The 906-nt window shown below is 77.7% G+C and carries 1 protein-coding gene; it reads right to left on the bottom strand.

Annotated elements, in window-relative coordinates; all coding sequences use genetic code 11:
- On the bottom strand, positions 1 to 906 hold a 906-nt coding region (locus tag VR45_RS27080; RefSeq protein ID WP_045942460.1), incomplete at both ends, for a BTAD domain-containing putative transcriptional regulator.

The following is a 906-nucleotide window of genomic DNA, read 5'->3' on the forward strand; positions in this document are numbered from 1 at the left end:
TCGACGAACAGCTGGGCGGCGGCGACCGGATCGAGCGGGGTCACCGGGAACACCGCCTCGCCGGGCAGGCGCAGCGACTCCCGGCTGGTGGCCAGGACGGTCAGCCCCGGCGCGCCGTCCAGCAGGCTCGCGACGAGGTCCGCGGCCGGCTCGATCACGTGCTCGCAGTTGTCCAGGACGAGCAGGACCCGGCGGCCACGCAGGACAGCGGCCAAGGCCGGGACGGGGCCGGCCCGGTGCGCGGCCGGTCCGGCGACCTGGCGGAGACCGAGCGCAGCGGCCACCGCCTGGGCGAGGTCGGCGGCATCGGCGGGCAGGGCCGCGAGTTCGACGAACCGGACCCCGTCCGGTGCACCGGCCTCCGGACCGTCCGCGAGCCGGCGCGCGAGGGCCAGCGCGAGCCGCGTCTTGCCCACTCCCCCGGGGCCGGTCAGCGTGACCAGCCGCTCGGTGCGGACGAGTCGGGCGAGGGCCTCCAGCGCGGGGCCGCGCCCGACCAGTGCGTTCCGCGGGGCGGGCAGGTACGCACCGTGGAAGGCCCACTGGTCCGCCTCCTGTCCGACAGCACTGTCGGTCCCGGCCCCGGCCCCGGTGCCGCTGTTCGGGGAGTCGACCGGCGGGCGGGCCGGAGCGGGCCGGAGCTCCGCCACGGCCGCGGCGGGCCGGAGGACGGCGTCCTGTCGCAGGATCGCCTCGTACAGCGCCGCCACCTCGGGCGTCGGGTCGAGCCCCAGCTCCTCGGCCAGCAGCGCCCGCAGCTCGCCGTAGGCGGCGACCGCCTCGCTCTGCCGGCCGGCCCGGTACAGGGCCCGCATCTGTACGGCTCGCAGGCGCTCGCGCAAGGGATGACGGTCCACCAGCTCGGCCACCTCGCCGAGCAGCAGCGGATCGTCGAAGTCCAGCCGG

This window comes from Streptomyces sp. NRRL S-495, assembly GCF_000966955.1.
Taxonomy (GTDB): Bacteria; Actinomycetota; Actinomycetes; order Streptomycetales; family Streptomycetaceae; genus Kitasatospora; species Kitasatospora purpeofusca.